28 protein-coding genes and 1 tRNA gene are annotated in these 25821 nt (G+C 63.4%); 15 read left to right on the top strand and 14 right to left on the bottom strand.

Annotated elements, in window-relative coordinates; all coding sequences use genetic code 11:
- Window positions 1–21: 21 nt before the first annotated feature.
- The 5 genes from pheS to pyk all read right to left on the bottom strand — a co-directional run bounded on the left by pheS (window position 22) and on the right by pyk (window position 3675).
- On the bottom strand, window positions 22–1095 hold the full coding sequence (gene pheS / locus ACFQ3C_RS09195) for a phenylalanine--tRNA ligase subunit alpha (RefSeq protein WP_380790840.1): 1074 nt from the start codon (window positions 1093–1095) through the stop codon (window positions 22–24).
- A gap of 123 nt (window positions 1096–1218) precedes the next feature.
- On the bottom strand, window positions 1219–1581 hold the full coding sequence (rplT, locus tag ACFQ3C_RS09190) for a 50S ribosomal protein L20 (protein ID WP_068293908.1): 363 nt from the start codon (window positions 1579–1581) through the stop codon (window positions 1219–1221).
- A 12-nt stretch (window positions 1582–1593) separates the two neighbouring features.
- Window positions 1594–1794, bottom strand: coding sequence for a 50S ribosomal protein L35 (gene rpmI / locus ACFQ3C_RS09185; protein ID WP_068294390.1), 201 nt, complete (start codon window positions 1792–1794; stop codon window positions 1594–1596).
- Between the two features lie 168 nt (window positions 1795–1962).
- A complete protein-coding gene (locus ACFQ3C_RS09180) occupies window positions 1963–2184 on the bottom strand; it encodes a hypothetical protein (RefSeq protein ID WP_380790837.1) in 222 nt (73 codons plus the stop codon).
- Window positions 2185–2229: 45 nt separating this feature from the next.
- Window positions 2230–3675 (bottom strand): pyruvate kinase, encoded by a 1446-nt coding sequence (gene pyk, locus ACFQ3C_RS09175; protein WP_380790834.1) that lies wholly within the window; start codon window positions 3673–3675, stop codon window positions 2230–2232.
- Window positions 3676–3793: 118 nt separating this feature from the next.
- Between pyk and ACFQ3C_RS09170 the strand changes: the two genes are divergently transcribed.
- Together ACFQ3C_RS09170 and ACFQ3C_RS09165 are read left to right on the top strand one after the other, a co-directional pair.
- The gene (locus tag ACFQ3C_RS09170) at window positions 3794–4534 is read left to right on the top strand and encodes an N-formylglutamate amidohydrolase (protein WP_380790832.1); all 741 of its coding nucleotides are present in this window, start codon (window positions 3794–3796) and stop codon (window positions 4532–4534) included.
- A gap of 23 nt (window positions 4535–4557) precedes the next feature.
- Window positions 4558–4875 carry a DUF1244 domain-containing protein gene (locus tag ACFQ3C_RS09165; protein WP_380790830.1) on the top strand — a complete coding sequence of 106 codons (318 nt, stop codon included), beginning with the start codon at window positions 4558–4560 and terminating at the stop codon, window positions 4873–4875.
- Between the two features lie 115 nt (window positions 4876–4990).
- Here ACFQ3C_RS09165 and ACFQ3C_RS09160 read toward each other — a convergent pair whose 3' ends face one another.
- From ACFQ3C_RS09160 to dgcN, 3 genes are all read right to left on the bottom strand, one after another.
- Entirely contained in the window at window positions 4991–5851 is an 861-nt protein-coding gene (locus ACFQ3C_RS09160) for a D-amino-acid transaminase (RefSeq protein ID WP_380790828.1), read from the bottom strand.
- A 22-nt stretch (window positions 5852–5873) separates the two neighbouring features.
- Window positions 5874–6839, bottom strand: coding sequence for an N-acetyl-D-Glu racemase DgcA (dgcA, locus tag ACFQ3C_RS09155; protein ID WP_380790826.1), 966 nt, complete (start codon window positions 6837–6839; stop codon window positions 5874–5876).
- 84 nt (window positions 6840–6923) lie between these two features.
- Window positions 6924–7925 (bottom strand): N-acetyltransferase DgcN, encoded by a 1002-nt coding sequence (gene dgcN / locus ACFQ3C_RS09150; protein WP_380790823.1) that lies wholly within the window; start codon window positions 7923–7925, stop codon window positions 6924–6926.
- 277 nt (window positions 7926–8202) lie between these two features.
- On the opposite strand from dgcN, the gene ACFQ3C_RS09145 reads away from it, so the two are divergent.
- A complete protein-coding gene (locus ACFQ3C_RS09145) occupies window positions 8203–9159 on the top strand; it encodes an L-malyl-CoA/beta-methylmalyl-CoA lyase (protein ID WP_380790820.1) in 957 nt (318 codons plus the stop codon).
- A 134-nt stretch (window positions 9160–9293) separates the two neighbouring features.
- On the opposite strand, the gene ACFQ3C_RS09140 is transcribed toward ACFQ3C_RS09145, so the two are convergent.
- Complete coding sequence (locus ACFQ3C_RS09140; protein ID WP_380791145.1) at window positions 9294–9746, bottom strand: Lrp/AsnC family transcriptional regulator; 453 nt, start codon at window positions 9744–9746, stop codon at window positions 9294–9296.
- A gap of 88 nt (window positions 9747–9834) precedes the next feature.
- Between ACFQ3C_RS09140 and ACFQ3C_RS09135 the strand changes: the two genes are divergently transcribed.
- Window positions 9835–10434, top strand: coding sequence for a LysE family translocator (locus ACFQ3C_RS09135; RefSeq protein ID WP_380790817.1), 600 nt, complete (start codon window positions 9835–9837; stop codon window positions 10432–10434).
- Window positions 10435–10535: 101 nt separating this feature from the next.
- Window positions 10536–11498 (top strand): acetyl-CoA carboxylase carboxyltransferase subunit alpha, encoded by a 963-nt coding sequence (locus ACFQ3C_RS09130; protein WP_380790813.1) that lies wholly within the window; start codon window positions 10536–10538, stop codon window positions 11496–11498.
- On the opposite strand, the gene ACFQ3C_RS09125 is transcribed toward ACFQ3C_RS09130, so the two are convergent.
- From ACFQ3C_RS09125 to ACFQ3C_RS09115, 3 genes are read right to left on the bottom strand one after another with little or no spacing between them, the layout of a single operon-like run.
- Window positions 11499–12677, bottom strand: a complete 1179-nt coding sequence (locus tag ACFQ3C_RS09125) for a cation:proton antiporter (RefSeq protein WP_380790808.1) — start codon at window positions 12675–12677, stop codon at window positions 11499–11501. It abuts the gene before it with no gap.
- Between the two features lie 12 nt (window positions 12678–12689).
- Window positions 12690–13340, bottom strand: a complete 651-nt coding sequence (locus tag ACFQ3C_RS09120) for a GntR family transcriptional regulator (protein WP_380790803.1) — start codon at window positions 13338–13340, stop codon at window positions 12690–12692.
- Between the two features lie 41 nt (window positions 13341–13381).
- The gene (locus ACFQ3C_RS09115; protein ID WP_380790800.1) at window positions 13382–14074 is read right to left on the bottom strand and encodes a M48 family metallopeptidase; all 693 of its coding nucleotides are present in this window, start codon (window positions 14072–14074) and stop codon (window positions 13382–13384) included.
- 111 nt (window positions 14075–14185) lie between these two features.
- Here ACFQ3C_RS09115 and ACFQ3C_RS09110 point away from each other — a divergent pair, with 111 nt between their 5' ends.
- The 7 genes from ACFQ3C_RS09110 to ACFQ3C_RS09080 all read left to right on the top strand — a co-directional run bounded on the left by ACFQ3C_RS09110 (window position 14186) and on the right by ACFQ3C_RS09080 (window position 21364).
- The gene (locus ACFQ3C_RS09110) at window positions 14186–14509 is read left to right on the top strand and encodes a TIGR02300 family protein (RefSeq protein ID WP_380790797.1); all 324 of its coding nucleotides are present in this window, start codon (window positions 14186–14188) and stop codon (window positions 14507–14509) included.
- Window positions 14510–14630: 121 nt separating this feature from the next.
- A tRNA-Ala gene (locus tag ACFQ3C_RS09105) sits at window positions 14631–14706 on the top strand.
- Between the two features lie 250 nt (window positions 14707–14956).
- The gene (mscL, locus tag ACFQ3C_RS09100; protein WP_380790794.1) at window positions 14957–15379 is read left to right on the top strand and encodes a large conductance mechanosensitive channel protein MscL; all 423 of its coding nucleotides are present in this window, start codon (window positions 14957–14959) and stop codon (window positions 15377–15379) included.
- Between the two features lie 219 nt (window positions 15380–15598).
- On the top strand, window positions 15599–16762 hold the full coding sequence (locus ACFQ3C_RS09095) for an efflux RND transporter periplasmic adaptor subunit (RefSeq protein WP_380790791.1): 1164 nt from the start codon (window positions 15599–15601) through the stop codon (window positions 16760–16762).
- 10 nt (window positions 16763–16772) lie between these two features.
- Window positions 16773–19880, top strand: coding sequence for an efflux RND transporter permease subunit (locus tag ACFQ3C_RS09090; RefSeq protein ID WP_380790788.1), 3108 nt, complete (start codon window positions 16773–16775; stop codon window positions 19878–19880).
- A 75-nt stretch (window positions 19881–19955) separates the two neighbouring features.
- Entirely contained in the window at window positions 19956–20273 is a 318-nt protein-coding gene (locus ACFQ3C_RS09085; RefSeq protein WP_380790785.1) for an ArsR/SmtB family transcription factor, read from the top strand.
- A 41-nt stretch (window positions 20274–20314) separates the two neighbouring features.
- The gene (locus tag ACFQ3C_RS09080; protein WP_380790781.1) at window positions 20315–21364 is read left to right on the top strand and encodes a permease; all 1050 of its coding nucleotides are present in this window, start codon (window positions 20315–20317) and stop codon (window positions 21362–21364) included.
- Window positions 21365–21406: 42 nt separating this feature from the next.
- On the opposite strand, the gene ald is transcribed toward ACFQ3C_RS09080, so the two are convergent.
- Window positions 21407–22522, bottom strand: coding sequence for an alanine dehydrogenase (gene ald / locus ACFQ3C_RS09075; protein WP_380790778.1), 1116 nt, complete (start codon window positions 22520–22522; stop codon window positions 21407–21409).
- A gap of 141 nt (window positions 22523–22663) precedes the next feature.
- Between ald and ACFQ3C_RS09070 the strand changes: the two genes are divergently transcribed.
- The 3 genes from ACFQ3C_RS09070 (at window position 22664) to ACFQ3C_RS09060 (ending at window position 25315) form a co-directional block, all read left to right on the top strand.
- Complete coding sequence (locus tag ACFQ3C_RS09070; RefSeq protein WP_068293854.1) at window positions 22664–23122, top strand: Lrp/AsnC family transcriptional regulator; 459 nt, start codon at window positions 22664–22666, stop codon at window positions 23120–23122.
- 78 nt (window positions 23123–23200) lie between these two features.
- On the top strand, window positions 23201–24790 hold the full coding sequence (locus ACFQ3C_RS09065) for a GMC family oxidoreductase (protein WP_380790774.1): 1590 nt from the start codon (window positions 23201–23203) through the stop codon (window positions 24788–24790).
- 78 nt (window positions 24791–24868) lie between these two features.
- Window positions 24869–25315 (top strand): DM13 domain-containing protein, encoded by a 447-nt coding sequence (locus ACFQ3C_RS09060; protein WP_380790771.1) that lies wholly within the window; start codon window positions 24869–24871, stop codon window positions 25313–25315.
- A gap of 202 nt (window positions 25316–25517) precedes the next feature.
- On the opposite strand, the gene rpsU is transcribed toward ACFQ3C_RS09060, so the two are convergent.
- Window positions 25518–25724 (bottom strand): 30S ribosomal protein S21, encoded by a 207-nt coding sequence (rpsU, locus tag ACFQ3C_RS09055; protein ID WP_082896406.1) that lies wholly within the window; start codon window positions 25722–25724, stop codon window positions 25518–25520.
- Between the last annotated feature and the right edge of the window lie 97 nt (window positions 25725–25821).

The raw sequence follows: 25821 nt of genomic DNA, 5'->3' as shown, positions 1-25821 counted from the left end.
CGGGCAGCGCCCGCCCGATGATTAACGCGAAAGACCGCCATGCAGCGTCGGCACATCCAGCGAGGCAAAGCCGTAGTGCCGCAGCCAGCGCAGGTCTGAATCGAAGAATGCCCGCAGATCGGGGATGCCGTATTTCAGCATCGCGATCCGGTCGATCCCCATGCCGAAGGCAAAGCCCTGCCATTCATTGGGGTCGATCCCGCCCGCTTGCAGCACCTTGGGATGCACCATGCCGCTGCCCAGGATTTCCAGCCAGTCATCGCCCGTCCCCACCTTCAGCGTGCCGCCTTCCCATGAACAGCGGATATCGACCTCGGCCGAAGGCTCGGTGAAGGGGAAATGCGAGGCGCGGAAGCGCAGTTCGACGTTGTCCACTTCGAAGAACGCCTTCACGAATTCCTCAAGGCACCATTTCAGGTTGGCCATCGAAATGTCGCGGTCAATCGCCAGACCTTCGACCTGGTGGAACATCGGGGTATGGGTCTGGTCGTAATCGGCGCGATAGACACCGCCGGGGCAGATGATGCGGATGGGGGCGCCATGCGCCTCCATCGAGCGGATCTGCACCGGGCTGGTATGGGTGCGCAGCACATGCGGCGGGCGCGGATCATTCGCGTCGCGGTGCATGTAGAACGTGTCCATCTCGGCCCGCGCCGGGTGATGCGAGGGAATGTTCAACGCGTCGAAATTGTACCAGTCGGTGTCGATGCGCGGGCCTTCTGCGACGGAAAAGCCCATGTCGGCAAAGATCGCCGCCACTTCTTCGGACACCTGGCTGATCGGATGGATCGTGCCCGCGCGACGACCACGCCCCGGCAGGGTCACGTCCAGCCATTCGGCGCGCAGACGCTCATTCAGCGCGGCATCGCCAAGGGCCGCCTTTTTCGCGGCCAAGGCGCTGGTGATCTCGTCCTTGAGGGCATTCAGCGCGGGGCCTGCGACCTGGCGCTCCTCCGGGCTCATCTGGCCCAGTTCGCGCATCTTCAGGCTCAGCTCGCCCTTCTTGCCAAGGGCGGCAAGACGCACCTCTTCGATGCTCGCCTCATCCGCGGCCCCTGCGATCAGGTCCAGGTATTTGCGTTTCAGATCGTCCATCACACGGCGTTCCTTGCTATTGTGACCCTTGCCCCGCAGGGCATGGCCCGTTCATGCAAGAAGCCGCAAGACCCTGAACAGGTCCGCGGCTTCCTTTATCTGCAACTCCGGTTGTGGAGTGGCTTACGCGAGCGCGGCCTTCGCCTGTGTGACGATGGCACCGAAAGCTTCGGGCTCGTGCACGGCCAGATCGGCCAGAACCTTGCGGTCCACTTCGATCCCGGCCAGGGCCAGACCGTTGATGAAGCGCGAATAGGTCATGGTTTCATCGAAGGCGCGGACACCGGCGTTGATCCGCTGGATCCACAGCGCGCGGAAGTTCCGCTTGCGGGCGCGGCGGTCGCGGGTTGCGTACTGGTTGGCCTTGTCCACGGCCTGTGCGGCAACGCGGAAGGTATTCTTGCGACGACCATAATAGCCTTTGGCGGCCTTGATGATCTTCTTGTGACGGGCGTGGGTGACTACACCGCTTTTGACGCGAGACATATCAGCTTCTCCTTAACGATCGTACGGCATCATCGACTTGATGATCTTCTCATCAGGGGCCGACATGACTGTGGTGCCGCGGGCGTTGCGGATGAACTTCTTGTGACGCTTGATCATGCCATGGCGTTTGCCGGCCTGCGCGGTCAGGATGCGTCCTGTCGCCGTCACTTTGAACCGCTTCTTGCAGCTCGACTTGGTCTTCATCTTGGGCATTTCCGTCTCCTTGACTTTGGGTCGGTTCACGCGCGACTCGGCATGCCACATTGGCCGGTCCCGCAGTAAGAGCGCGCGATATACGAGGGATCGCGCGGGCTGTCCAGCCCTAAGCGGCCAGTAAAGGTGCTGTCAGGGCTGGTTTCGTGGCTTCATGGTTGCCGCCGTTCAGACGAAATCCGCGATCACCTTGATGACGACGCCGGGTATATCGTCGATCCGGTAGCCGCCCGGCTTTTGTGTCAGGGCAAATAACGTCAATCCGCCCCCGATCAGAAGCGTGACCATGGCGATGCGCGGCGCGCGCCCGTCCGATATGGCACTGACAATGGATGGTGCCGAAAAACACAGAACAAAAAGCCCTATGACCAATGCAAGATCTGTATCCATTCGAACTCTCACCAAGAAAGGATGCAATAATAAATTGGTGCGATACTACTCCGGGTCGGTGGCGAAAATCAAACGTTCCGCGCAAGGGGCGACGCGCAGGATGTTGGTCGTGCCGGCCTTGTTGAAAGGCACGCCCGCGATGACCAGAATCTGATCGGCCTCGGTCGCGTAGCCCTGCGCGCGTGCGGCGCGTGCGGCATTGACCACGGCCATCTTGAAGCGGTCCAGCGCCCCGGTCATCACGCAGTTCACGCCCCATGTCAGCGCCAGGCGCCGCGCGGTACCGCGCAGGCTGGTCATGGCGATGATCGGCACGCGCGGCCGTTCCCGCGCCGTCAGAAGCGCGGTCGTGCCTGACTGGGTGTAGCAGCAGATCACCTTGATATCCGTCGTCTCTGCGATTTCGCGCGCGGCGGCCACGATGCCGTCGGCCACGGTGGTGCGGCTGGCCTTGCGGCTGGCCTCGATGACTTCGCGATAGGTCGGGTCGCTTTCGACCTCGACCGCCACGTTGTTCATCGTGCTCACGGCCTCCACCGGGTAGTGCCCGGCGGCGGATTCCGCGCTCAGCATGATGGCATCCGCACCCTCGTAGATGGCGGTCGCCACATCCGAAACCTCGGCGCGGGTGGGCATCGGGCTTTCGATCATCGATTCCAGCATCTGCGTCGCCACGATCACCGGTTTCGCGGCAGTCCGGCAGCGCCGGACCAGACGCTTCTGGATTGGCGGCACGTTCTGCACGGGCAGTTCCACACCCAGATCGCCGCGCGCCACCATGATCCCGTCGCTGACCGCGAGGATCTCGTCAAAGCATTTCACGGCCGAGGGTTTCTCGATCTTGGACAGGATCGCGGCACGACCCGCGGCCAGCGATCGCGCCTCGATCACGTCCTCGGGGCGTTGAACAAAGGACAGCGCCAGCCAGTCCACCCCCAGCGCGCAGGCAAATTCCAGATCCTTGCGATCCTTCTCGGACAGGGCCGCCAGCGGCAGCACCACGTCAGGCACGTTCACCCCCTTTCGGTTCGAGATCGTGCCGCCGACCGTCACGGTGCAATCCGCGAAATCCGGCCCGCAGCGCTGCACCGTCAGGCGGATCTTGCCATCGTTGACCAGCAGGTTCGCGCCCGGCTCCAGCGCCGCGAAAATCTCGGGATGGGGCAGGCAGACACGGGTCGCGTCACCCTCGGCCGGATCAAGATCCAGCCGGAAGGCCGCGCCTTCGGCAAGCTCTTCCTCGCCGCGGGCAAAACTGCCCACGCGCAGCTTGGGGCCTTGCAGATCCGCAAGGATCGCGATCGGGCTGTCCAGATCCTTTTCGATCTGGCGAATGATCTCGTGACGCGCGCGGATATCGTCATGGGTGCCATGGCTCATGTTCAGGCGGAACACATCCGCTCCGGCCTCATGCAGGGCGCGGATCATCGCATAATCATTCGATGCAGGCCCCAGCGTTGCCACGATCTTCACATTCCGGTGCCGTCTCATCCTGTCTCCTCGTCTCTGGCCTGCATGTTATCGCTAGCAATCGCCCAAATGCGCGCGCTCTGCAATTCCATTCCGCTTCCATCTGTCCTAGGTCTTCCACAAAGGAAATGACAGCCCCATGACATACGCGCCTTTCGAAATCACCGGCCTTGACCGCGCGTCGCGCTGGCTGGTGACATGTGACCACGCCGCCAACACCGTGCCCGCTTTCGTCAACGGGGGCGACCTGGGTCTGGCCCCTTGCGACATGGAACGCCACATCGCCTATGACGTGGGCGCGGCCGGCGTCAGCCGGGCGTTGGCGGATGCATTGGGCTGCCCCGCCATCCTGTCGAACTTCTCGCGTCTCGTCATTGATCCGAACCGTGGCGAGGATGATCCGACCCTGCTGATGAAGCTCTACGACGGCACGATCATCCCCGCCAACCGCCACGCCGGGCGGGATGAACTGGAGATGCGACTGAACCGCTGCTACCGGCCTTATCACACGGCGCTGGCCGAACTGGCAGCGCGGCGCGACGATACCGTGATCGTGTCGGTCCACAGCTTCACGCCGCAATTGCAGGGCCGTCCGCCGCGCCCCTGGCATGTGGGCGTGCTCTATGCCGCCGACACGCGCTTTGCCCGGCCGCTGCTGGCCCGCCTGCGGGCCGAGCCCGATCTTTGCGTGGGCGAAAACGAACCCTATGGCGGCCACCTTCCCGGTGATGCCATAGCGCGTCACGCGATCGCATGGGAACGGCTGAACGCCCTGATCGAGGTCCGCAATGACCTGATTGCCACCACCAGCCAACAGATCGCCTGGGCAGACCGCCTTGCCCCGATCCTGCAACAGGCGCTGGCCGATACCGGACAGTGACCACACCCGGAAGGAGAAGACCGATGGATGACAAGACCCGCATCGAACTGGAAGCCGCCGCATTCCGCGCCCTGCGCGATCACCTGATGGTGCAGCGCCCTGATGTGCAGAATATCGACATGATGAATCTCGCAGGCTTCTGCCGCAACTGCCTCAGCCGCTGGTATCAGGAAGCCGCGAACGCACGTGGCATCGACATGACCAAGGATCAGACGCGCGAGATCTACTATGGCATGCCCTATGATGACTGGCGCGCGCAGCAGGAAGAGGCCAGCCCCGAAAAACAGGCCGAATTCCAGAAAGCCTTCGCTGAAAACGTCACGAAAAAAGCGCCGAAGTAACCCCCGGCGCCCCTGTCTTGCTGACGTGTCTTGCTGACGTGTCTCGCTGACGTTTCTTCTTGCGACAAATATCCTGGGGGTGTGGGGGCCAGGCCCCCACGCGCGCCCTCATGCCTCAGACCGCCGCCTTCAGGCTTTCGTCCAGGTAGATCTCGCGCAGCCGCGCGGCCACCTTGCCGGGTGTGCCCGTGCCCACCTTGGCGCCGTCGATTTCCACCACCGGCATCACGAAGGTCGAGGCCGAAGTGATGAAAGCCTCGTCCGCATCCTGTGCTTCGGCAATGGTGAAGGCGCGCTCCTCAACCTCCATCTGGGCCTCCCGCGCAAAGCGCAGCACCGCGGCGCGGGTGATCCCGTGCAGGATGTCGTTGCTCAGCTGGCGGGTGATGATCCGGTTGCCCTTGACGATATAGGCGTTGTTGCTGGTGCCCTCGGTCACGGCCCCATCCTCGACCATCCACGCGTCATCGCAGCCGGCCTTCTTCGCCATCATCTTGCCCATCGACGGATAGAGCAGCTGCACCGTCTTGATGTCGCGCCGACCCCAGCGGATATCCTCGATGCTGATGACCTTGATCCCCTTCTGCGCCACGGGGTTCGCGGCCAGCCCCGGCTTGTTCTGCGTGAACAGCACCAGCGTCGGCTTGGTCACCGCCGGGTCGGGAAAGGCGAAATCCCGGTCGCCGGACGCGCCGCGCGTGACCTGCAGATAGATCATCCCCTCTTCGATCCCGTTCAGCCGGACCAGTTCGCGGTGGATCTCCAGCAGGTTGTCGAAACCCTCGGGCTTGTCCATGTCCAGCTCCGACAGGGACCGCTCCAGCCGCTTCAGGTGACCTTCGAAATCGATCAGCTTGCCGCCCAGCACGGATGTCACCTCATAGACGCCATCGGCCATCAGGAAACCCCGGTCGAAGATCGACACTTTCGCCTCGGTCTCTGGCAGGTACTCTCCGTTCACATAGACGGTGCGCATGATCTTGTCTCCTTGCTGCGGGTCAGCCCCAAAGGCCCGGTTCGGGCGGATGCACGCCCGCCTCGTCGAACCGAAGCGGTGTGTCGCGGTCTTCGGCCAGAAGAAGCGGCCCGTCAAGATCCGTCACCATCGCGCCCTGCGCCACCAATGTCGCAGGCGCCATGGCAAGCGAGCTTCCGACCATGCAGCCGACCATCACATCGTAGCCCTGTTCCAGCGCCGCATCGCGCAGGGCCAGCGCCTCGGTCAGCCCGCCGGTCTTGTCCAGCTTGATGTTCACCACATCGTACTTGCCCGCCAGATGCGGCAGGCTCGCGCGGTCATGGCAGCTTTCATCGGCGCAGACGGGCACCGGGCGGTCCATCCCGATCAGCGCCTCGTCCTGCGACGCGGGCAGGGGCTGCTCCACCAGCGCCACGCCCAATCGCACCAGATGCGGGGCCAGATCGGCATAGACATCCGCCGACCAGCCCTCATTGGCATCCACGATGATCGTGGACCGGGGCGCACCGCGCCGCACGGCCTCAAGCCGGGGCATGTCGTCGGGCGTGCCCAGCTTGATCTTCAGCAAGGGCCGGAACGCATGTTTCGCGGCCTGCGCCTCCATCTCGGCAGGCTCCGCCAGCGACAGCGTATAGGCCGTGATCTCGGGCCCCGGCTTGGGCAACCCCGCCAGTTCCCAGACCCGCTTGCCGCTGCGCTTCGCCTCAAGATCCCATAGCGCGCAATCCAGCGCGTTGCGCGCCGCCCCCGCGGGCAGCAGATCGTACAGCGCCGCACGGCTCAGATCGCCGGTCAGCCTTTCGATCTGCGCGGTCACGCTGTCCAGCGTCTCGTCATAGCGGGCGTAGGGCACGCATTCGCCCCAGCCGGTCACGCCGCCATCCGTGATCCTGACGGTCAGCACCTGCGCTTCGGTCCGTGATCCCCGGCTGATGGTAAAGACCTGCGCCAGCTTGAAGATATCGCGCGTCACCGTGATCTGCATGACCGCCCCCTGCTTCATCGTTCCATAAATACTCGAATTCCCCGACCCGCCCACGCGCGCCAGGGAAGATCCTGCGAAAACCTGTCAGATCGCGGCCAGCGCGTCCACCAGCTTGTCCGCGCCGTAACGGTAGGGGTCCGTCGCGGGCAGACCCAGCCGCGCCTCGACATCCGCCAGATAGGCTTGCGCCGCGTCCTCGGCCATGTGCTGGGTGTTGATCGCATAGCCGATCACCTGGCAGGCCGGGTTGGCGACCTTCGCCAGTTCCAGAGCCATGTCGCGCACCTGTTCCAGGCTGGGCAGCTTGTAGCCGGGCAGACCGCGCATGTGTTCGCGCGTCGGCTCATGGCACACGACCAGCGCATCGGGCTGCCCGCCATGGATCAGCGCCATGGTCACGCCGGAATAGGACACATGGAACAGGCTTCCCTGTCCTTCGATCATGTCCCAGTGATCCGCGTCATTGTCGGGCGTCAGCCATTCGACGGACCCGGCCATGAAGTCCGCGATCACCGCATCCAGCGGCACGCCGTCGCCGGTGATCAGGATGCCGGTCTGCCCGGTGGCGCGGAAGCTGGATTTCAGGCCGCGCGCCTTCATCTCGCGGTCCATGCAGAGCGCGGTATACATCTTGCCCACGGAACAATCCGTACCCACCGCCAGGCAACGCTTGCCGGTCCGCTTCACGCCATTGGCGATCGGATACTGGACCGACGGCACACGCACATCATGCAACTGCCGCCCTGTCGCCTTGGCGACGGCCACCAGGTCAGGCTCGTCCCGCAGCAGGTTATGCAGACCGGATGCCAGATCGAACCCTTCCTCCAGCGCCTGCACCAGCACCTTTTTCCAGGCCGCCGAGATCACGCCGCCCCGGTTCGCCACGCCGATGACCAGCGTCTTGGCACCCGCGGCCCGGGCGTCTTCCAGCGTCATGTCTGGCAGGCGCATATCGGCGCGGCAGCCCTCCATCCGGAACTGTCCGACGGCATTCTGCGGGCGCCAGTCCTTGATGCCCTGCGCCACCTTTGCGGCCAGCCCGTCGGGCGCATCGCCCAGAAACAGTAGATACGGGGTCTCGATCATCGCGTTGCCCTTTCACATGCATTTTGTCCCGAGCGTTGCGGATTTCGCGCGGGATTGCATTGCAAATCGGTATGGATTTCGGGAAATCGCGCAAGATCCTCCGCCGGATGACCGCATTTTGCGCAGTATCTTCACCCCGGATGCCGATTGCGCGCCCGCTATGCGGCGTCGCGGCAATCATGCCGCATCTGCAAAAGGCGCTTGCGCCGCCTTGCGCAATTTCATACCCAATGGCGCCAGAAATACGCAATATCCTTACCCGAAAGGTCCGCAACCGATGAGCTTCCGCATCCAGCCCACAGCCCCCGCCCGCCCGAACCGCTGCCAGCTGTTCGGCCCCGGCTCGCGCCCGGCGATCTTCGAGAAGATGGCGACCAGTGCTGCGGATGTGATCAACATCGATCTGGAAGATTCTGTCGCCCCCTCCGACAAGGACAGCGCCCGCGCCAATGTCATCAAGGCGATCAACGAAATGGACTGGGGCAACAAATACCTGTCCGTGCGGATCAACGGGCTGGATACGCCATGGTGGTATCGCGATGTGGTCGATCTGCTGGAGCAGGGCGGCGAGCGCCTGAACCAGATCATGATCCCCAAGGTCGGCTGCGCCGAAGATGTCTATGCCGTCGATGCGCTTGTCACCGCGATCGAGCGGGCAAAGGGCCGCAAGACACCCATCACCTTCGAAGTGATCATCGAATCCGCCGCCGGCATCGCGCATGTCGAAGCGATCGCCGCCTCAAGCCCGCGCTTGCAGGCGATGAGCCTGGGCGCCGCGGATTTCGCGGCCTCCATGGGAATGCAGACGACCGGGATCGGTGGCACACAAGCCAATTACTACATGCTGCACGAGGGCGCGAAATACTGGTCCGACCCGTGGCACTGGGCGCAGACCGCCATTGTTGCCGCCTGCCGCACTCATGGTATCCTGCCGGTCGATGGGCCTTTCGGCGATTTCAGCGATGACGAGGGTTTCCGCGCGCAGGCGCGCCGCTCGGCCACGCTTGGCATGGTCGGCAAATGGGCGATCCACCCCAAGCAGGTCGCCCTGTCCAACGAGATCTTCACCCCCTCCGAGGAGGCCGTGACCGAGGCGCGCGAGATCCTGGCCGCGATGGAAGAGGCCAAGGCCCGCGGCGAAGGCGCCACGGTCTACAAGGGCCGCCTCGTCGATATCGCCTCGATCAAGCAGGCCGAGGTGATCGTCCGGCAGTCCGAGATGATCGCCCGCTGACGCCGACGCGACAAATTCCATCGCGCTGACGCGACAATCGCCCCGTCGCGCTGACGCGACAATCGCCCCGTCGCGCCGGCGGGGCGGTCTGTTCCTGGATATTTGAAGCAAGAAGAATCAGAAGGGCGCGCTGATCAGCCGCGTTCGTCCTTTGGCGATCCCATCACCACGAATGATGTGATCGAATCGACCTGCGGAAGCGTGCCCAGTACATCGGTGTGAAACCGTTTGTACGCGGCCAGGTCCGCGGCCTCGATCCGCAACAGGTATTCCACATTGCCGGTGATGTTGTGGCATTCGCGAACCTCTGGCGCGCGTGAGATCGCACGCTCGAAGGCTTCTTGTGCTGTTTTCGTGTGAGAATTCAGCCCGACCGTGATATAAGCAGTGAAGCCGACACCCATCGACACGGGGTCCAGAATGGCGCGGTAGCCCCGGATCACGCCCCGCCGCTCGAGATCCTGAACGCGGCGCAAACAGGCGGAGGGAGACAGACCAACCCGGTCGGCCAGATCCGTGTTGCTGATCCGTCCGTTGCGAGAAAGCTCTCGCAATATGTGAGCGTTGATCTTGTCTGTATCTATCATTTGTTGCTTTAACTGGCATGAAATCAGAAGATTTGCAAATAAATTGCGCGAAACTTCGAATAGTGTTGCGTCATGATAATGTTGTGCCATGACGGTTGATCAGCTTTTCGCATTGTCGGCCTTTGCCCTTGTCTCGTCGATCACGCCGGGGCCCAATAACCTGATGCTGATGGCCTCGGGCGCCAATTTCGGCTTCCGCCGGACCGTACCGCATATGCTGGGAATCGGTCTGGGATTCGGGCTCATGATCGTTCTGGTCGGCCTTGGCCTTGTGCGCGTTTTCGATGCCTTTCCGGTGGCGCATCTGATTCTCACCATCCTTGGCGTCTGCTATCTTTTGTGGCTCGCCTGGAAGATAGCGCATGCGGCCGCGCCCGATGCCGCCCGTGTGGGGGCGCGGCCCTTCACATTCCTGCAAGCCGCGCTTTTCCAATGGGTGAACCCGAAGGCATGGCAGATGGGTCTGACGGCCATCACGCTTTATGCGCCGGATCGGTCGGTCGTGGCGATCCTGTGGGTGGGCGTGGTCTTTGTGCTGATCAACATCCCCTCTGTCAGTACATGGACGGTGATGGGCCAGCAGATGGGGCGCGTTCTATCCAGCCCCGCGCGGCTTCGCGCCTTCAACTGGAGCATGGCGGCCTTGCTGGTCGTCTCGCTGATCCCGGTGGTTTTTGTCCCGCTCTAGCGCAAGCAAAGATGCTGACAAAGATGCTGATCCTGCATGATCCCGTTGCATCCCGCGGCTGACGGGGCCATATACCATGCGTCGATAGCCGGAGTGATCGGATGACCAACTACCTCGATTTCGAACGCCCCCTTGCCGAGATCGAAGGCAAGGCCGAGGAGCTGCGCGCCATGGCGCGGCAGAATGCCGAGATGGATATCGAGGCCGAGGCTGCGGCGCTGGACAAGAAAGCGGCAGATCTGCTGGTGTCTCTTTACAAGGATCTTTCCCCCTGGCGGAAATGCCAGGTGGCGCGCCATCCCGACCGGCCCCATTGCAGGGATTACATCGAGGGGCTGTTCACCGAATACACGCCCTTGGCCGGTGACCGGAACTTTGCCGACGATCACGCCGTCATGGGTGGTCTTGCCCGGTTCAACGATACGCCCGTCATGGTGATCGGCCACGAAAAGGGCAATGACACCAAAAGCCGGATCGAACGGAATTTCGGCATGGCCCGCCCCGAAGGCTATCGCAAGGCAATCCGCCTGATGGATATGGCCGACCGCTTCGGCCTGCCCGTGATCACCCTTGTCGACACCCCCGGCGCCTATCCCGGCAAGGGCGCGGAAGAACGCGGCCAGTCCGAGGCGATTGCCCGCTCGACCGAGAAATGCCTCCAGATCGGCGTGCCGTTGCTGAGCGTGATCATCGGCGAGGGCGGATCGGGCGGGGCCGTGGCCTTTGCCACCGCGAACCGCGTCGCGATGCTGGAACATTCCGTCTATTCCGTGATCAGCCCCGAGGGCTGCGCCTCGATCCTGTGGAAGGATTCAGAGAAAATGCGCGAGGCGGCCGAGGCGCTGCGACTGACCGCGCAGGACCTGCGCAAGCTGGGTGTGGCAGATCGCGTGATCCCTGAACCCGTCGGCGGCGCGCATCGCGACAAGCAAAAGACGATCAAGGCCGTGGGCGAGACGATCGCGGCGATGCTGGCCGAACTGACCGACCTCAAGGGCAAGAAACTGATCGAGGATCGGCGGCGCAAATACATCGAGATGGGCCGCAAGGGTCTGGCGGCCTGATCAGCCGCCGCGGACGCCGATGGCGCCCGCCCTGCGCAGCGCCCACAGTGTCGCGAGCGGACCTATCAGTTCGAAGATGACCGTGCTGCCGATCGTCAGCGTCAGGATCATCTCGCCGCTACCTGGCAATGCCTGTGTCGCGACAAGCGCCATGCCCACCGCCACCCCCGCCTGCGGCAACAGGGCGGGGCCGTAAAGCAGGGCTTCCTTCGCGCCGCGTCCCGCGATCCGCGCCCCCAGCCAGCCGCCGATCAGGCGCGCCACGATCCGCAGCACGATATAGGCCGCGCCCAGAAGGCCGATTTGTTGCAGGGTTTCGATCTGGAGTGTGGCGCCCGCCAGCAGGAAGAACAGCAGCATGAAGGGCCATTGGACATGGCGTATCTCGTGGAAGGCGCGGTCATGATGGCTGGCGAAATTCACGATCACCGCGCCGACGGTCATACCGGCCAGCAGGAATGACACCCCCAGCCATAACGACAGGCCAGCGGTCAGAAACACCAGCGCCAGCGCTTCGGTCTGAAGCGGCTCGCCACGGCTGATGCGGCCGGTCAGAAACGCACCGGGCAGGCCGATGGCCAGACCCAGACCAATGGCGCCGAAAATCTCGCGACCGGCTTCTGCCAGAAGGTTAGCCTGCGTGCCATTGCCAGACAGGCCGATGGCGAAGATCAGCGCCAGCGAAAATGCGATCATGCCCCAGGCGTCGTCGATCGCGACAATTCCCCGGATTGTATCGACGAACGGCCCCCTGGCGCCGGTTTGCCGGATAAGGTCCTGCGTGGCGGCGGGTGCTGTGGCTGTCGCCACGGCGCCGATCACCAGCGCCGGGCCCGGCGGCACGCCCAGCAGCCAGGCGCCGGCGGACACCAGGGCCAGCGAAAAGAGCACGATGCTGATGGAGATGAACAGGATCGCCCGCCCATGCGCGGCCAGTGTCTTGCGCGTCAGCGATCCGCCCAGCAGGAAGGCCACCATGGTCAGGGCCATGACCGACAGGGCCTCGTACCAGGCGACGGCCTCGGCCGGGATCAGGTCGAACCCGGCGCTGCCCATTGCCACCCCTACCAGCAACAGCAGCGTGACACGGGGAAGCCGCGTGCGCGTGCCCAGCCAGTCCGCGGCAAGACCTGCCAGAAACAGGCCCGCAAGCACCAGAAAACTCTGAGAGAGTGCCATGTGGCCCCCTTTTCAGCCCGCCAACATCTTGAGGCCCTGTGTCACATCGGACCGCACCGCCAGCCGCAGCCCCGGTTCATCCCCCGCCTTCAGCGCGGCAATGATCAGCCGGTGAAAATGCGGCGGGTCCTTGCGTTTCAGCCGCACGTAAAGCGCGCGCATCGTGGGGCCCATCTGCAACCAGACGGTTTCCGCCATGGCCAGCATCGCAGGGGCCTGCGCGCGCAGGTACAATGTGCGGTGGAATTCCAGGTTGGTGCGGATATAGGCCACCGCATCCTGGCGCATTGCGGCATCGCCCACGGCGGCGTTGATGGTCTGAAGCCGGTCGATCAGCGCCATATGCGCGCGGGGCAGGGCGCGGCTGGCCAGTTCCACCTCGATCAGGGACCTGAGCGCGGCCAGCTCCTCGATCCGCTCATTGCTGAGTTCCGGCGTCGAGACCCGGCCAGAGGATGACAGCGTCAACGCCCCCTCGGCCACAAGACGGCGTATGGATTCGCGCGCGGGCGTCATCGACACGCCGTATTCCTTGCCGATCCCGCGCAGTGTCAGGGCCTGGCCAGGCGCGATGTCGCCATGCATGATACGGCTGCGCAGGCCACGGTAAACGCGGTCATGGGCATTGGGCACCGGATCAGGACGTGTGATGACTGTCTGCATGCGTTCATGTGATCACAAATCGGGGGCGGGTCAACCTCGGATCAGCCGCCGAAATGGTAGCGATGCAGATCGCTGCCCTTTTCGCGCAGCCAGCGCCGGGGGGCGCGATAGTCGCCGTAAAGCCGTGTCACGACAGACCAGAAGGCATCGGAATGGTTCATTTCGGCCAGATGCGCCACCTCATGGGCGGCCACATAGGTCAGTACCTCGGGCGGCGCCATGATCAACCGCCAGGAATACATCAACCCGCCATCCGCCGTGCAGGACCCCCAGCGCGAGCGGGTGTCGCGCAGGCTCAGGCGGTTGTAGCCGCGCCCCAGCCGTGCCGCGTAATGATCCGATGCTTCGGCCAGCCGGTCACGCGCCGCCTGTTTGAGAAATCCGGCGATACGGGCCGCCGCCCTGTCAGGCGTACCCGGAACCAGCAAATGATCGCCCTCGGGGCGCACCAGCCGCCCCGGGCCTGTCGCGATTCGCAGCATGCGGCCCTCGAAAGGCATCTGCGCGCCGATCTCCACCCGCGCGGGACCCGGATGGCTCATCAGGTTCTGCCGCAGCCAGTCCGCCTTTTCATGGGCAAAGGCCAGCGCCTCGCGGTCGCTGACCCGCAGCGGGCAGGTCAGTGTCACCCGCCCGTCAAGCCGCGATATCCGCAGCGAAATGCGACGCGCCTGCGCGGTTTTCCGCAAGGTGATTGCAACCGGGGGGTTGCCTGGCAGGAAATGCTGTCCCATATGGCCTCTCGAACCGGCGCCAGGCGTTCTGTTAAAGCCTTTGACACGCGTGACCCGTTATGGCAGTTGGCGCGGATCGTCGACAAGACACAAGATTTGAAAGGGATATCCATGCCCAAGGAAGAATGGGGTGTGAAACGCGTATGCCCGACAACCGGCAAGCGTTTCTACGACCTGAACAAGACCCCGATCGTCAGCCCCTATACCGGTGAAGTGGTGGAATTCGATATCGGCAAAAGCCGCATGATCGCCGCCGATGCCGAGGATGCTGCGACCAAGAAGATGAAAGCCGTCGATCTGGACGCCGATGAGGATGTTCTGGACGATGATGAGGTCGATGTGGATCTGGATGATGATCTGCTGGATGACGACGAGGATGACAACGTGTCGCTGGACGACATCGCCGATGTCGCCTCGGATGACGACGAGATCTGACCTCTTCGAATGACTGGCAGCGGGCGGAATTTTCCGCTTGATCCCGCCCGCGCCATTGCCTAAAGAACCGCGACAACCCTCAGGGGTTACACGATCTTGGCCCGAACAGGGCCGATATGATGGGGCCTTAGCTCAGCTGGGAGAGCGCTTGCATGGCATGCAAGAGGTCAGGGGTTCGATCCCCCTAGGCTCCACCAATCCTCCGATTTCTGATCACCTGAACCAACACCGCCTGCGCCGCCGCTTGTCGCGATTTTGCACAGGTCGGGCGCATATTGCGTCAGGCACGCATATCTTCATGTCGTGCCGCGATTCCGCGTGATATCTTTTGATGGCATCTGTGCATCGAGGCGCGCCTTCCCTTCGGAAGAAAGGCGTAGATGCTTGGCGTGGCGCAAGAGTAACCGGTCACAAGGCCGGCTTGGTAAAACGAAAAAGAGGGACATAATGATTAAGGAATTCAGGGACTTCATCGCGCGCGGCAATGTCATGGACATGGCCGTCGGTATCATCATCGGGGCGGCCTTCACGGCGATCGTCAGCTCGATGGTGGCAGACCTCATCAACCCGATCATCAGCCTTGTGATCGGCGGCATCGACTTTTCCGGCATGTATGTGCTGCTGGGCAGCGGTGAGTACAGCTCGATCACGGCCGCGGAAGAGGCTGGCGCGGCCGTTTTCGCCTATGGGCGCTTCATCATGGCCGTGGTCAATTTCCTGATCATCGCCTTCGTGGTCTTCATGCTGGTCAAGGCCGTCAACCGCGCCCGCGACGCAGCCATCAAGAAGCCCGAGCCAGAGCCCGCCGCACCGGCCGGACCGACCGAACTGGAGATCCTGATGGAAATCCGCGACGCGCTGAAGAAGTGACAGGGCTGTCGTCACAGCCGGTCAAGAGCACGTGAAAAACAGGACCCGCGCGCAACGTGCGGGTCTTTTCGTTTGCCGCAACGACCTGCGCCATGTTGCCTATTTCGGACAAAAGGTTACTTGTTACCGGTGCTTTGAAGGAAATTGCGCCATGTCCGGGTTCTGAACCCCTTCGTGGGCTTTCGTACTGACCTGTTCCCGACCATCCGAGGAAGCCAGATGTCCTTGTTCAAACAGACCCTTCTGTCGCTTGTGGCGGTCGCCGCCGCGCTGGCCCTGTGGATCGTCTTCGTGCCCTCGGCACGGCCGATGCTGGACCGGATCGGTGTGCTCGGGCTGTTGGGGATAGAGCCGGTGGCAACCGCCCCGCAGGGCGCGGGCGGTGGCGGTTTCGGTCCGCGCGGACCTGCAAAGGTTGTCCTGGATGGCGTCATCCAGGACGTTTTGAGCCAGCGGGTCAACGCGATCGGCGACGGGCGCGCGCTGCGTTCGGTCGAAGTGCGCGCCGAAAGAACCGGCAGCGTGCGCGCGGTCGAGGTGGCTTCGGGCCAATATGTCGAAGAGGGCGCGATCATGGTCCGGCTTGAAGACCGGGCCGAGGTCATCGCGCTGGAGCGGGCCCGCCTGATGCAGGCCGATGCCGAGGACGAGCTGCGGCGCCTGACCACGCTGAGCGACTCTGGCGTCGTCACGGCCGTGCGGATCCGCGAGGCGGAACTTGCCTTGCAGAATGCGTTGCTGGCGATCCGGCAGGCCGAGGTCGATCTGGATCAGACCGTGGTCACCGCGCCGATCTCGGGGTGGCTTGGACTGGTCGAGGTAGAGCATGGCGACAGGCTGACGGCGCAGGACGTCATCGGTGTTCTGACCGACCGGTCGCAGATCATCATCGACTTCAGGGTGCCGGAACGTGTGATCGGTGCACTGGAAGTCGGAAAAGAAGTGACGGTGCGGTCCATGTCCGGGGTTCCGATCCCGGTATCCGGCCGCCTGACCGCGATCGACAACGTGGTCGACCGCGCCAGCCGGACGTTGCGGGTGCAGGCATCCCTGGACAATGATTCGGACCGCCTGCGCGAGGGTATGGCTTTCGAAGTCACCGTTGATGTGGTGGGCCAGGCTTATCCCTCGGTCGATGCCTTGGCCGTGCAATGGTCCAGCCAGGGGTCTTTCGTCTGGCGGGTGCAGGATGGCAAGGCGCAGCGCGTGCCGGTCGTGATCCGCCAGCGCAACCCCGACCGGGTTCTGGTCGAGGGTGATCTGTCCGAAGGTGACATGGTGGTGATCGAAGGCGTGCAGACCCTGCGCCCCGGCGCCGAGGTGGCCCCCGCGAACGAGGCTGCGGCGGCGCGCGACGGCAAAGCCACCGCTGCTACGCTGTGAGTCGGTCGAGATGAAAAACCCGGCCAATCCCGCACCCACGACAGCCGGAACCGCGCTTTTCGTGCGCCGCCCGATCCTGGCCTTCGTGATCAACGCCCTGATCATCATCGCGGGCCTTGCCGCCCTGTTCGGGGTCGAGGTGCGCGAACTGCCCGATGTGGATCGTCCCGTCGTGACGATCACCACGCGGTTCTCGGGGGCATCGCCCGAAACCGTCGATCAGGAATTGACCGGCCGTATCGAAGGCGCTGTGGGGCGGGTGTCCGGTGTGCGCACCATCTCGTCGGAGTCGCGCTATGGCCGCAGCCGGGTCACGCTGGAATTCAACGATGGCGTCGATCTGGACGTTGCAGCCACCGATACCCGCGATGCGGTGGCGCGCATCGCCAATGACCTGCCGGATGACGCTGACCAGCCCGAGATCATCAAGGCGGATGCCAATGCCGATCCGGTGATGCGGATCGCGGTCACATCCGACACCCGCTCGCCGCAGGATCTGACGCAATTGGTGCGCGACCGGGTCGAGGATCGTCTGATCTCGATCCCCGGGGTGGCGGATCTGCAGATTTATGGCGACCGGGATGCCATTTTCCGTGTTGATATCGACCAGCTGGAACTGGCCAGTCGCGGTCTGACCCTGGCCGATATGGCGCGCGCGCTGAACAACGTGGCCTTCGATGTGCCTGCCGGCGATCTGGAAGGCAGCCGCCAGTCGATCAACGTACGCACGACGGCCACGGTGATCACGCCGGAAGCCTTCGAAGCCCTTGAACTGGGCCCGAACGTCACCATCGGAGACGTCGCCCGCGTCACGCTGGGTCCGGCCCCGAACGAAACGGTCCTGCGCGCCAATGGCCAGACCGGCATGGGAATGGGTATCATTCGCGCGGCCACCAGCAACACGTTGGAAATTTCCAGCGGTGTCCATCAGGCCGTTGACGAATTGCAGCGTGTGCTGCCGGATGACGTGAAGATTTTTGTCACCTCTGACGATGCTGTCTTCATCAACGGCTCGATCCGCGAGGTGGTGACAACGCTGGGTCTGGCGATCCTGATCGTGGTCGGCGTCATCTTTGTCTTTTTGCGTGACTGGCGCGCCACCCTGATCCCCACCCTGACCCTTCCGGTGGCGCTGATCGGCACGCTGGCCGCGATCTACATGGTCGGCTTTTCGGTCAATATCCTGACGCTGCTGGCACTGGTGCTGGCCACCGGCATGGTCGTGGATGATGCGATCGTGGTGCTGGAAAACATCGTGCGCCGCCGCTCCGAAGGGATGGGGCCGCGCGCCGCCGCCGTCCTTGGCACGCAGCAGGTGTTCTTCGCCGTCGTCACCACCACCGCCACGCTGGCGGCCGTCTTCATCCCGCTGTCGTTCCTGCCCGGTCAGGCCGGCGGGTTGTTCCGCGAATTTGGCTTCACCCTGGCCATGGCGGTCATGCTGTCCTCTGTCGTGGCGTTGACGCTGGCGCCGGTTCTGGCAAGCCGGCTTCTGGCCCGCGCGCAAAGCGGCCAGCCCGAGACGGGGCCGATGGTCTGGCTGGGCGACAAGCTGGCCGGTTTTTATGCCCGCACCCTGCGCGCCGCACTGGCCGCGCCCATGGTCGTCGTCATTGTTGCCGGTCTTTTCGCGCTGACGGCCGTTCTGGTCTCGGGCGGCATCCGACAGGAACTGACCCCGCGCGAGGATCGCGCCATCATCCTGATGTCCGTCACGGCCCCCACGGGTGTGTCCCTGAACTACACCAGCGCCAAGCTGCAAGAGATCGAGACCGCGATGTCCCCGCTGCGCGACAGCGGCGAGATGACGAATGTCTTCTCGATCACCGGGTTTGGTGCGTCGAACCGGGGTTTCGTGGTCATGACCCTTGCCAAGTGGAAAGAGCGCTCCCGCAGCCAGCAAGAGATTGTCGGCGACGTGAACCGCTACCTTGGTAGCGTTGTAGGGGTGCGCGCCTTCGTGATTCAGCCCAATTCCTTGCGGATTCGCGGGGCGGGCCGTGGCCTGAGCTTCGCGATCACAGGCAGCAATTACGCCCAGCTTTCCGATGTTGCGGATCAACTGGTGCAGGCCATGCAGCAAAACCCGGCCCTGGGCCAGGTGCGGCTGGAATATGAAACGACCCTGCCGCAGCTCTTTGTCGAGATCGACCGCGCCCGCGCCTCGGACCTTGGTATCGACATCTCGGGCCTGGGCAATGCGCTGCGGGCGGTTCTGGACGGGCGCAGCGTCGGATCGGTCTTCATCGACGATACCTCCTATGATGTGCAGATGCTGTCCAGCAGCGATCCGGTGAACGATCCCACCGATCTGGAAAACATCTTCGTGCAGACGTCGGATGGGCAGATGATCCCCATGTCCAGTTTCGTCCGCCTCGAAGAACGCGCCATCGCCCCCGAACTCAAACGCGAGGGCAAGGCACGCTCGGTCGAAATCACGGCCAGTCTGACGTCCGAGATGTCCCTTGGCGATGCGATGCAAGAGGTGCGCGTGCTGGCCGACGGGATCATCGCGCCGGAAAACACCATCGTCCCCCTGGCTGAAGCCGCCGCACTGGATCAGACCTCATCCGGCCTGATCGTGACCTTCGCCTTTGCCATCCTTGTGGTGCTGCTGGTGCTGGCCGCGCAATTCGAAAGCTTCATTTCCGCTATCGTCGTGATGGCGACGGTCCCGCTCGGGCTGGCCTGCGCGATCTTCGCGCTGCTGTTCAGCGGCCTTAGCCTGAATGTCTACAGCCAGATCGGGTTGGTGATGCTGATCGGGATCATGGCCAAGAACGGGATCCTGATCGTCGAATTCGCCAACCAGCTGCGTGATCGTGGCGCCGATGTGAAACAGGCGATCTTCGATGCCTCGACCATCCGCCTGCGCCCGGTGATGATGACCATGACCTCGACAGTGCTGGGGGGCGTGCCGCTGATCCTGTCCTCCGGCGCCGGCGCCGAAGCGCGCGAGGCGCTGGGCTGGGTGATTGTGGGCGGCCTTGGCCTTGCCACGCTGTCAACGCTCTACCTGACCCCCGTCGCCTATCTGCTGCTGGCGCGCTTCACCGCCCCCAAGGTCGAGGAAGAACGCCGCTTGGTCCGTGAGCTGGAAGAGGCGCAGCGGGTGTGAGGCGCGTCCCTGTAACATGATATATTGACAACATGATATATTGACATAACCAGTTTTTTAGTTTTATCTGGCGCCATGACAACCGCAACCCCCATATCCCGCGCCTTGGCCGCTTTGGGCCATGATGTGCGCCTGTCGATCTACCGTCTACTGGTCAAGGCGGGGCAGGGCGGTCTGACCATCGGCGAGGTGATCGAACATCTGGATATCGCCCCCTCGACGCTGGCGCATCACCTGTCCACGTTGGTCGATGCCGGTCTGGTCACGCAGGAAAAGCAGGGGCGCATGGTGATCAATCGCGTGGATTACGATGTGATGCACCGTACGGTGGATTTCCTGACCGCCGAATGCTGCAGCGGTGTGACCCTGTCCAGAACGTGCAAGGTAGCCTGATTTTTTCGGCCTTAAATAACTATAAAATTAGGGATTTAGACATGACTGACGTCACCCTCGGCCCTCGCCACCCTGCGGTGCTTGCCCGTGTGATCTGGACACGGCACCGGGTCTGGCTGGCCTCGGCGCTGATCCTTGCCGTGCTGGCCGCCATGGATGCGGCGCAGGCGCAGGCCTCGGCGATATTCGCAACTGCGGCGCTGCTGAACACCGCGCCCTTCCTGCTGCTGTCCATCGGGATCGCGGCCTGGGCCGGGGCCACGGGCGCCGACAACCTGATCGCGCGGGCCTTCACCGGCGCGCCTGCGCTGATGATCGTGATGGCGGCCCTGGCGGGCGCGCTCTCGCCCTTCTGCTCTTGCGGGGTGATCCCGTTGATCGCCGCCCTGCTGGCGATGGGCGTGCCGCTTTCAGCCGTCATGGCCTTCTGGCTGGCCTCGCCGGTCATGGACCCCTCGATGTTCGTGCTGACCACGGGCGTTCTGGGGCTGGAATTCGCCATCGCCAAGACGCTGGCCGCCATCGGCCTTGGCCTGATGGGGGGCACTGTTGTCCATTGGGTGACGCGGGCGGGCGGTTTTCCTGCGCCCTTGCGTGACGGCATCGGCAATGGCGGTTGCGGCGGTGCGCGTGTGCGCGCACCCAAGAAGGTCGTCTGGCGGTTCTGGAACGATCCGGCGCGGCGCGTGAAATTCGGGCGCGAGGCGCTGAACACCACCCTGTTCCTTGCAAAATGGCTATTGCTGGCCTTCCTGCTGGAAAGCCTGATGCTTGCCTATATCCCCGCCGAAACCGTGACATCGGTGCTGGGCGGTACCGGCATCGCCCCCATCGCTCTCGGCACGCTGGTCGGTGTGCCCGCTTACCTCAACGGCTATGCCGCGCTGCCGCTGGTCGGTGGTCTGATCGCGCAAGGCATGGCGCCGGGGGCGGGCCTTGCCTTTCTGGTGGCGGGCGGCGTGACGTCTGTGCCAGCGGCCATCGCGGTCTGGGCGCTGGTCCGTCCGGGCGTTTTCGCCACCTATATCGCGCTCTCGCTCTCCGGTGCGTTCCTCTCGGGCCTTCTTTTCCATCTCTGGACTCTGGCCTGAAACCACAGGGCGCGGCAGGCCCACCCGCCGCGCCCGTTCCTGTCACGCCACCAGCGTTTTTGGGTCTACCGTCGCGATCCCCAGCGCCTCGCCTACGGCGGCATAGGTCAACTGCCCCGCATGCACGTTCAACCCGGCCAGCAGATGCGGATCCTCGGCGCAGGCGCGTTTCCACCCCTTGTCGGCCAGCGCCAGCATGAAGGGCATCGTGGCATTCCCCAGCGCCAGGGTCGAGGTGCGCGCAACAGCCCCCGGCATGTTGGCCACACAGTAGTGCATGATCCCGTCGACCTCGTAGATCGGATCCTGATGCGTCGTGGCGCGGGATGTCTCGAAGCAGCCGCCCTGGTCGATGGCCACATCCACCAGAACCGATCCCGGCTTCATCACGCCCAACTGTTTGCGGGTGATCAGTTTGGGCGCCGCCGCGCCGGGGATCAGCACCGCGCCTACGACCATATCGGCCTGCGGCAGCAGTTCGGCCAGCAACCCGGCCGAGGAATACCCCGTCTTGAAAAGCCCACCGAACACATCGTCCAGATAGCGCAGGCGCGGCAACGACCGGTCCAGCACGGTCACATCCGCCCCCATGCCCGCCGCGATCCGCGCCGCATGGGTGCCAACAACGCCCCCGCCCAGCACCAGAACGCGCGCCGGTCCCACACCGGGCACACCCCCCATCAGCACACCGCGCCCGCCATTGGCCTTTTGCAGCGTCCAGGCGCCCACCTGCGGGGCCAGCCGGCCTGCGACCTCGGACATGGGCGCCAGCAACGGCAGGCCACCGGAACGGTCGGTCACGGTTTCATAGGCGATGGCGGTGCAGCCCGAGGCCAGCAGGTCATGCGTCTGCTCCGGGTCCGGCGCCAGATGCAGATAGGTGAACAGAAGCTGCCCCTCGCGCAGCATCTTGCGCTCGCCCGCCTGCGGTTCCTTGACCTTCACGATCATGTCGGCTGTCGCGAAAACCTCGGCCGCCGTGCCGATGATCCGCGCACCGGCGGCGACATAATCGGCATCGGGGAAACCCGCGCCGACACCCGCACCGGTTTCGATCAGCACCTCATGGCCATGGGCCACGGCTTCCATCGCGGCATTGGGCGTCATGCCGACGCGGAATTCCTGCGGCTTGATCTCTTTGGGGCATCCGATTTTCATTGCGCTATCTCCCTTGATGCGTGTTCTGGCCCATCATGGCGCAGACCCGGCGCAAATCGTTTGAATTCGGGGTCGCATTTTCAGTGCCTTTGCGGATATCCTTCGGAAAGTTTAGCAATTCATCGAAGGAATCTTCGTTTCATGGCGCTTGACCCGACAGATCGTCGCATTCTTTCCGTTCTTCAGCGCAAGGGGCGCATTTCCAACGCAGACCTGTCGGAAGAGGTGAACCTGTCGGCATCGGCCTGTCATCGCCGTGTGCAGCGGCTTGAGGAAGACGGATATATCAGCAGCTATGTGGCCCTGCTGGATCGTCGCAAGATGGGCCTGCCCACGCTTGTTTTCGTCGAGATCACGCTGTCCGGTCAGGCGGACGATCTGCTGGACGCCTTCGAAAAGGCGGTCTCGCGCATTCCTGACGTATTGGAATGTCACCTGATGGCGGGCACTGCGGACTATATCCTCAAGATCGTCGCCGAAGACACCGAGGATTTCGCCCGCATCCATCGCCAGCACCTGTCGCGGCTGCCGGGCGTGGCCCAGATGCAAAGCAGCTTTGCCTTGCGTACCGTCTTCAAGACCACGGCGATCCCGGTCTGATCCTCTGTCCGCCGTGATGCGACAGCCGTTGCCATTGCCGCCCCCTTCGCCCAGATTGCAGGGTAGCGGAGGGACTGCATGACCTGGGATTACATCATCGTTGGCGCTGGCAGCGCTGGCTGCGTTCTGGCCAAGCGTCTGACAGACGCGGGGCATCGCGTGCTGTTGCTGGAAGCGGGGGGAACGGACGCCTATCACTGGATCCATATCCCTATGGGTTACCTTTACTGCATCGGCAATCCGCGCACCGACTGGATGTATCGCACGGCAGAAGAGCCCGGCCTGAACGGGCGATCCCTGATCTATCCGCGCGGCAAGGTTCTGGGGGGATGCTCCTCGATCAACGGGATGCTTTACCTGCGGGGCCAGGCGGCGGATTACGACGGCTGGCGGCAGATGGGGCTGACCGGCTGGGGCTGGGATGATGTGCTGCCCTATTTCAAACGCTCCGAGGATTTCGTCGAAGGCGAAAGCGACATGCACGGGGCTGGTGGTGAATGGCGGGTCGAGAACCAGCGCCTGCACTGGGATGTGCTCGATGACTGGAAAGCCGCCGCCGTGGCGGCTGGCCTGCCCGAGACCACGGATTTCAACACCGGCACCAACGAGGGCGTGGGATATTTCCGCGTCAACCAGCGCAGCGGATGGCGCATGAACACGGCACGCGCCTTTCTGCGGACCCGCACGGGGCAGGGGTTGCAGGTGGAAACTCATGCCCAGACCCGCCGCGTCCTGATCGAGGATGGACGCGCCGTCGGGGTCGAATACCAGCAAGGTGGGCAGGTCAAGACCGCCCGCGCGCGGGCCGAGGTGATCCTGTCCGCAGGCGCCATCGGATCGGTGCAGATCCTGCAACTGTCGGGGCTTGGGCCTGCGGCGCTGCTGGCGCGCCACGGGATCGACGTGATCCGCGACATTCCTGGCATCGGCGCAAACCTTCAGGACCATCTGCAACTGCGCTGCGCGTGGAAACTGACGGGGGCGAAGACGTTGAACACGATGGCCAGCTCGCTTCTGGGCAAGGCCCGGATCGGGTTGGAATACGTGCTGCGCCGTAGCGGTCCGATGTCGATGGCCCCCAGCCAGCTTGGTGCCTTTTCCCGCTCGCGCGAGGATCTTGAGACGCCGGATCTTGAATACCACGTCCAGCCCCTGACGCTGGAGGCCTTCGGCCAGCCTCTGCATGATTTCCCCGCGATGACTGCAAGTGTGTGCAACCTGCGCCCCGAAAGCCGGGGCACGGTCGAGATCACCAGCAACGATCCCCGCGACGCGCCGCGCATCGCGCCCAACTACCTCAGCACCGAGGGCGACCGCCGTGTTGCCGTGGATGCGATCCGGCAGGCGCGGCACATCATGGCGCAGGCGCCGATGGCGAAATACGCGCCCGACGAAATGAAGCCGGGCCTGACCGCGCAGACCGAGCAGGATCTGATGAAGGCCGCAGGCGATATCGGGACGACCATCTTCCATCCCGTCGGCACCGTTCGCATGGGCACCGATGACGATGCGCCGCTGGATGGGCAGATGCGCGTGAGGGGCGTGGCAGGTCTGCGCGTGGTGGACGCCAGCGTGATGCCGCGCATCACATCGGGCAATACCAACTCACCCACGATCATGATCGCGGAAAAGGCCAGCGACATGATCTTGGGCCGGGTGACGGCCTAAGGTCTTCCGGTTCCGTGTTTTATCCGCGTGGTGAAGGTGGCAGGAGAATACAAAATGAGACGGTTTCTGACATTCATTGTGACCCATGTGCTGGCGGTTGCGGTTGGCTTTGCGCTTGGGGTTTATTTTCTGCCGATCCTGACGGCTCCGGCCGGACCGGACCGCGCTGTATTGGAGCGCGAAGCCCAGGATGCATTATTTGTCGCTGAATTGACCCGTGACCTGAGGGGCAGTGATTTCCTGCACTGGGGTGAAGGCAGGATCAGCGTTTCAACCGATCGCATCGTACATGACGGAAAGCTTGCGCCCGGGCCGGATTACAAGCTGTATCTAGTCAAGCAGTTTGTTGAACATGAGGATGAATTCCTGCCCCTGAAGGCCGAGGCGCAATTGATCGGTGATGTGAAGACGTTCAACGGCGTCGTGCTGTCCGTGCCCGAAGGCGTGGATGTGACCCAATACACCACCGTGGTCATCTGGTGCGAGGCGTTCAGCGAATTCATCACGGCTGGCCAATATCGCTGAGCCCTGACCTGCGACGTGAAAGCGAAGGACCAGACGCGTTGGCCGGCGCTGGATCAGGCCGACGCCATCGTGATCTGTGCGCTTGTCCAAAAGCGCAGTGCGGCAGCCGGGTCCAAAACGGAAGCGTCAGAAAAAACAAACCCCCGGGCGCTGGGCACGGGGGTCGTTTTCAATAGCGTTCAAGCTGTTGAGGAAGGATACCTTAAAGGCCGCCTTCACGCTGGGCTTTCTTGCGCGCCAGTTTACGGGCACGACGAACGGCTTCAGCTTTCTCGCGCGCTTTCTTGACGGACGGCTTCTCGAAATGTTGCTTGAGCTTCATTTCGCGGAATACGCCTTCACGCTGCAGCTTTTTCTTCAGAGCCCGGAGGGCCTGATCGACATTGTTGTCACGAACACTAACCTGCATGTGGTTTTCACCACCTTTCTAAGTTTGAGTTGCAAGAATTTGCAGGAGGTGGCCGTATAGCAAAGCCCGCCCTACTTGTCTAGGGTAAGCCCGATCC

This window comes from Seohaeicola saemankumensis, from assembly GCF_042678485.1.
GTDB classification, from domain to species: domain Bacteria; phylum Pseudomonadota; class Alphaproteobacteria; order Rhodobacterales; family Rhodobacteraceae; genus Seohaeicola; species Seohaeicola saemankumensis.
Note: the sequence above shows the minus strand (reverse complement) of the source record. Positions and strands in the feature narration are given on the sequence as shown.